A 4,948-nucleotide genomic window follows, 5' to 3' on the forward strand; every position below is an offset into this window, starting at 1 on the left:
TCGATGTCATCGGGGCATGCCGCGACCAGCCCCTCGCCATCGACCGGCAGGACGGTCAACGGTCGCTCGGTTGCGGCGGCGGTGTCGAGCACGGCGGCATGTTCGATCGCGGTGGTCACGATCCCGCCGCTTGCACCCTTGATCGCCCAGTTCAGCGCCTCGGTCGCGCCGCTGGTGAAGACGACCCGCCCGCCGGGGGGTAGCAGAGCCGCCACCTGATCCCGCGCGACCTCGACGGCGGCGCGCGCCTGTCGCCCGGCGCGGTGGGGGGAGTGGGGGTTGGCATGGCCCTGCTCCAGCCAGGGGAGCATCGCCTTCAGCGCTTCGGGCGCGAGCGGGGTCGTCGCCTGATAGTCGAGATAGATCATGCGATCCGCTTCCCCCGCGCGATCGCGCGCCAGGCGGTGACGAAGCGGTCGACATCGTCGCGCGTTGTCGTCCGGCCGAAGCTGACCCGCACCACCTCGCGCCCCGCCTCGACGTCCCAGCCGAGCGCGGCGAGCACATGACTCGGCTTCAGGCTACCGCTCGCGCAGGCGCTGCCCGCTGAGACCGAGATTTGCGCCAGGTCGAACTGGATCAGCTGCGCCGCCGATGGCTTGCCGGGCATGTGATAGCTGGCGATGGCCGGGTGGCGGCGGCTGGCGTCCGCTACCACGATCCCGCCCGAACGCCGGATCGCATCGTCCAGATGCGCACGCAACTCGGCATGGTCCGGCTCCGCTTCGGCCAGCGCGGCTGCATAGCCCAGCACGCCCGGCATATTCTCGGTGCCGGGGCGATAGCCGCGCTCCTGTCCGCCGGTCGGTGCCAGCAGCGCCAGGTCGCGGACCAGCAATGCGCCGATCCCCGGCGGTCCGCCGCGCTTGTGCGCCGACAGTGCGACCAGGTCGGCATGCTCGATGACCTCCGGGTCCGCGCCGGCGGGCATCTGCGCGGCGTCGACCAGCAGGATATGGCCGGCGGCATGGATCGCCTCGGCCAGCTGCGTAATCGGCTGACGCACGCCCGTCTCGCTATTGGCCCATTGCACGGTCACCACCGCGCGCGGGCCGCTCAGATCGGGCAGGCGCAGCACGCCGCCGGGCCCGACCGGCATCACGATCGCGTCCGGCGCGGCACGCAGCACCGCGTCATGGTCGATCGCGCCGACGAAGCGCCGCTCCGCCATCGCGCGGGTCAGGGCGATCGACAGCGATTCGCTCGCCCCGCTGGTGAACAATATCTCGTGCTTCCAGCCCAGCGCGCGGGCGACGGCGGCGCGGGCGTCTTCCAGCGCGCGCTTGGCGGCGCGCCCCTCGGCATGGGGGGAGGAGGGGTTGGCCCAGATCGCGCACCCCTCCGCCAGCGCGGCACGCGCGGCCTCGATCATCGGGGTCGTGGCGGCATGGTCGAGATACAGGCGGGGCAGGGGCTTGTTCCGTCTTTGAAATGATCGAACAATTGCGAAAATGGCGTGTCGGCCTATATAGCGCAACGTTCCCGGCGCTCCACCAGCGCGCATCCAGATCGGCGAGTTTTGATGCCTGAAGTCATTTTTCCCGGCCCCGAAGGCCGCCTCGAAGGCCGTTTCGCTCCCGCTCCGCGTCCGCGCGCGCCCGTCGCCATGATCCTTCACCCGCACCCCAATGCGGGCGGCACGATGAACAACCGGATTGTGCAGGAACTCTATAAGACTTTCCAGCGGCGCGGCTTCGCCACGCTGCGCTTCAATTTTCGCGGCGTCGGCAAGAGCCAGGGCACGTTCGACAACGGCATCGGCGAACTGTCCGATGCGGCTTCCGCGCTCGACTGGGTGCAGAGCTTCCACCCCGAGGCGTCGACCACCTGGATCGCGGGCGTCAGCTTCGGCGCGTGGATCGGGATGCAGCTGCTGATGCGCCGCCCGGAAATTCGCGGCTTTATCTCGGTCGCGCCGCCCGCCAATATGTATGACTTCACCTTCCTGGCGCCGTGCCCCTCCTCGGGCATCATCATCCAGGGCGAGGCCGATGAGGTCGCGACCCCGGCGGCGACCCAGAAGCTGGTCGACAAGCTGCGCACCCAGAAGCACATCACCATCCACCACGACACCATCCCGAAGGCCAACCACTTCTTCGAGCATGAGATGCCCGAGCTGATGGGATCGGTGGACCGTTATCTGGACATGCGACTGGACCCGAACTCGCCGATCCGGTGAGTTGATCGGATCGTCGAAGGGAATGGGGCCTCGGCGAAAGCCGGGGCCTTTTTCATATTCCTGTCGGAGAGTCGGTGGCATTGTGGCTGCGTGGGTATCGGGGGGACGACATGGAACCGACGCGGCGATTGTTGATCGGTGGGCTGGCGACGGTCGGCTTGAGCGGCATGGCAGGGCGGGAGGCCATGTCGCGGAGCGTTCCGGCGCCGCCGGCTCCCGATCCGAATGCGGTGGCGCTACGCTACGACAAGATCACGGTTCCAGGGGCCCAGGCGCTGGCGGAATGGGAAAAGTGCCGGGCCGCGAAGCGGGGATGGCCTGTCGTGGTCGGTGGTGACGCCGATCTGGAGCGCATCGCGGAGCAATTCAGCCTAAACAACCCCGTCGTGTCAGGGGCAGCCGCCGAGCGCATCGCGCCGCGTTCGACAGAGCAGATCTTGGCAGCGTCGGCGAAGGTGGAGTTTCCCGCCGATCTCTACAAGGCGGCCGGGATATCCCCGCCCCAGGACGATGACGTCCTTCCAAAAACATGGCCTGCCCCCTCCGCCGAAGCGCCGCCGGGATTGACGGTCGCTCAGGATTTGCAGACGGGCCGGCCGCTGGAAAAGGCGCATATCCTGATCCTCCCGACGGAAAGAAGTTGGGAGGCGCCCGCCTATCTCCGCTGGGGCGGCTGGAACGCGTGCCCGCCGCCTGAGCTTCATGTCGCGGCGTTGCGATCCTGGCATGCGCGTTTCGGGGCGGAACTGGCCGGTCTCAACGGCGATACCATGAACGTTCGGATTCGGAACCGCCCGAAGGACCGACAGCAGGCTTGGCAGCTTGCGCACGAACTCCATGCCTATTGCCCCGATATCGTCGATCAGGGTATCGGGTCGATGGCCGCATTCGCCAGTGAATTGATCCGGGCCGACTGGTGGTTTTTCTGGTGGGATTAAGACCAGGAATGATCGCCCAATAGCAACCGCGCTGCGCCTACGCCGGTTTCATAGGCCCCGTGCGCGGTCGAGAAATCCTCGCGCGAACAGGCTTCACCCGCGAAGAAGATACGATCATCGACCGGTTCGGCCAGTGTCTGGCGCGCACCGGCGTGGCCGACCCTGGCATGGCTATAACTGCCGCCGATCAACGGAACATGCCGCCAGCGTGTCGCGTCCAGCGGGGTGAACCGCCGCCGCCAGTCGCTCCCCAGCAACGCCACCAGTTCGTCGATGGCGAAGGCCGCGGCTGCGCCGTCTTCCTCCATTGCTTCGGCACACGGGCCGCCGAAGAAGCTTTCGACGATCGGCCAGCCGAAGGGGGAGAGGCGGTGGCTGGCAGTGCAGGCGCTATGGGGATTGCCGGTCAGATGGGCATGGGCGGGCCAGGGCAGGGGGCCTTCAACCGACAGGAAGACCTTGTCGGCTATCCCTAGCGGCAACGTGGCGGCGGCGTCCTGCTTGGCGGGAAGCGGCGGGTCGAAGGTCAGCTTTCCCTGGGCCAGGACTGTGGTGGGGACGGCGAGGATGACGTGATCCGCCTCGATCGTTCCGGCGGAGGTTTCAATGCGGATCGTCTTGCCGCGATGGTCGATGCGCGTCGCGGTGACGCCGGTACGGATCGTCAGACCGGCGGCGTGATGCGCGACAACGGTGCCATAGCCCTCGACCACCGCCCAATTGTCGTCGGTCGCGGCATTCTCATACGCTGCCCAGTCGTGCAGCGACACTTCGGCGAGCGACGCGCCATTGGCATAGCCCGAGATCGCGTCGATCATCGGTCGCCAGGGATCGTCTTTTGCCACGAAGTCGGACAATGGACGATCCGGTCCGTCGAGTGCGGCCATCGCGGCCTCCTCGAACCGGGCATAGGCCTTGCCCGAGGCGCGCTTTTCGTCAGGGGGAAAGCCCAAATCGTTCCACTGGACCTGCCAGTTGGGCGAGCGCCGATCGATGGTGAAGCCCGCCTGTTCGGCAATGGCCGTCCAAGGATTACGCCCGGCCGAATGGAGCCAGCCGCAACCATGATCGACGACATGGCTGGTCGGCAGACGAACGCTGCGTGCCCGGCCGCCCAGTCGATCCGCCGCCTCGATCAGCAGGACCTCGCGCCCCGCATCGTGCAGCGTCCGCGCCGCCGCGATTCCGGCCGCGCCGCCGCCGATGACGACGGTGCGGCCGATCATACTCAAGCGGCCGCCAGCAGCCGCTTTTCACCGGCGATGCGCATCATCGCCTTTTGCAGCTTCTCGAACGCGCGCACCTCGATCTGGCGGACGCGCTCGCGGCTGACACCGTAAACCTGGCTCAACTCTTCCAGCGTCTTGGGATCGTCGGTCAGGCGACGCTCGGTCAGGATGTGCTTCTCGCGGTCGTTCAGGTCGTCCATCGCGCTGACCAGCATGTCGTGGCGGACATCCGCCTCCTGCTGCTCGGCGACGACCGAGTCCTGCAGCGGCGCGTCATCGGCCAGCCAGTCCTGCCACTGACCCTCGCCATCCTCGCGCATCGAGACGTTGAGCGAGGTGTCGCCCCCCATCGCCATGCGGCGGTTCATGCTGATGACCTCGTCCTCGTTGACGCCGAGATCGGTGGCGATCTTGGTCACGTCCTCGGGGCGCAGGTCGCCGTCCTCGAACGCGTCGAGCTTCGACTTCATCCGGCGCAGGTTGAAGAAAAGAAAAAAAAGAAAAAAAAAAAAAAAAAAAAAAAAAAAAAAAAAAAAAAAAAAAAAACCACAAAAAAAAAAAAAAAAAAAAAAAAAAAAAAAAAAAAAAAAAAAAAAAAAAAA

Annotated in this window: 6 protein-coding genes; 2 read left to right on the top strand and 4 right to left on the bottom strand. The window is 65.9% G+C overall.

Going from position 1 to position 4,948, the window contains the following annotated elements; all coding sequences use genetic code 11:
* A partial coding sequence (locus ACQKJZ_RS17975; RefSeq protein ID WP_427732902.1) for an aminotransferase class V-fold PLP-dependent enzyme occupies positions 1-368 on the bottom strand: 368 nt, incomplete at its 3' end.
* Positions 365-1,411 carry a cysteine desulfurase family protein gene (locus ACQKJZ_RS17980; protein ID WP_427732908.1) on the bottom strand — a complete coding sequence of 349 codons (1,047 nt, stop codon included), beginning with the start codon at positions 1,409-1,411 and terminating at the stop codon, positions 365-367. The genes ACQKJZ_RS17975 and ACQKJZ_RS17980, both read right to left, overlap by 4 nt.
* Positions 1,412-1,522: 111 nt before the next feature.
* Between ACQKJZ_RS17980 and ACQKJZ_RS17985 the strand changes: the two genes are divergently transcribed.
* Together ACQKJZ_RS17985 and ACQKJZ_RS17990 are read left to right on the top strand one after the other, a co-directional pair.
* Positions 1,523-2,179, top strand: a complete 657-nt coding sequence (locus ACQKJZ_RS17985) for an alpha/beta hydrolase (RefSeq protein ID WP_007404127.1) — start codon at positions 1,523-1,525, stop codon at positions 2,177-2,179.
* 110 nt (positions 2,180-2,289) lie between these two features.
* Positions 2,290-3,117: a DUF4253 domain-containing protein gene (locus tag ACQKJZ_RS17990; RefSeq protein ID WP_427732904.1), complete on the top strand. Its 828-nt coding sequence runs from the start codon at positions 2,290-2,292 to the stop codon at positions 3,115-3,117.
* Here the strand turns inward: ACQKJZ_RS17990 and ACQKJZ_RS17995 are convergent.
* Positions 3,114-4,343, bottom strand: a complete 1,230-nt coding sequence (locus tag ACQKJZ_RS17995; protein WP_427732910.1) for a flavin monoamine oxidase family protein — start codon at positions 4,341-4,343, stop codon at positions 3,114-3,116. The genes ACQKJZ_RS17990 and ACQKJZ_RS17995 overlap by 4 nt on opposite strands.
* 2 nt (positions 4,344-4,345) lie before the next feature.
* Positions 4,346-4,948, bottom strand: a 603-nt coding sequence (locus tag ACQKJZ_RS18000; protein ID WP_427732906.1) for a sigma-70 family RNA polymerase sigma factor, incomplete at its 5' end; no start/stop codon positions are given.

It is taken from the genome of Sphingomonas sp. NPDC019816, from assembly GCF_050274375.1.
In the GTDB taxonomy this organism is placed as follows: Bacteria; Pseudomonadota; Alphaproteobacteria; order Sphingomonadales; family Sphingomonadaceae; genus Sphingomonas.

Coding starts and splice junctions, on each gene's coding strand:
- ACQKJZ_RS17995 (WP_427732910.1), bottom strand. CDS start 4,343: ATGATCGGCCGCACCGTCGTCATCGGCGGCGGCGCGGCCGGAATCGCG.
- ACQKJZ_RS17990 (WP_427732904.1), top strand. CDS start 2,290: ATGGAACCGACGCGGCGATTGTTGATCGGTGGGCTGGCGACGGTCGGC.
- ACQKJZ_RS17985 (WP_007404127.1), top strand. CDS start 1,523: ATGCCTGAAGTCATTTTTCCCGGCCCCGAAGGCCGCCTCGAAGGCCGT.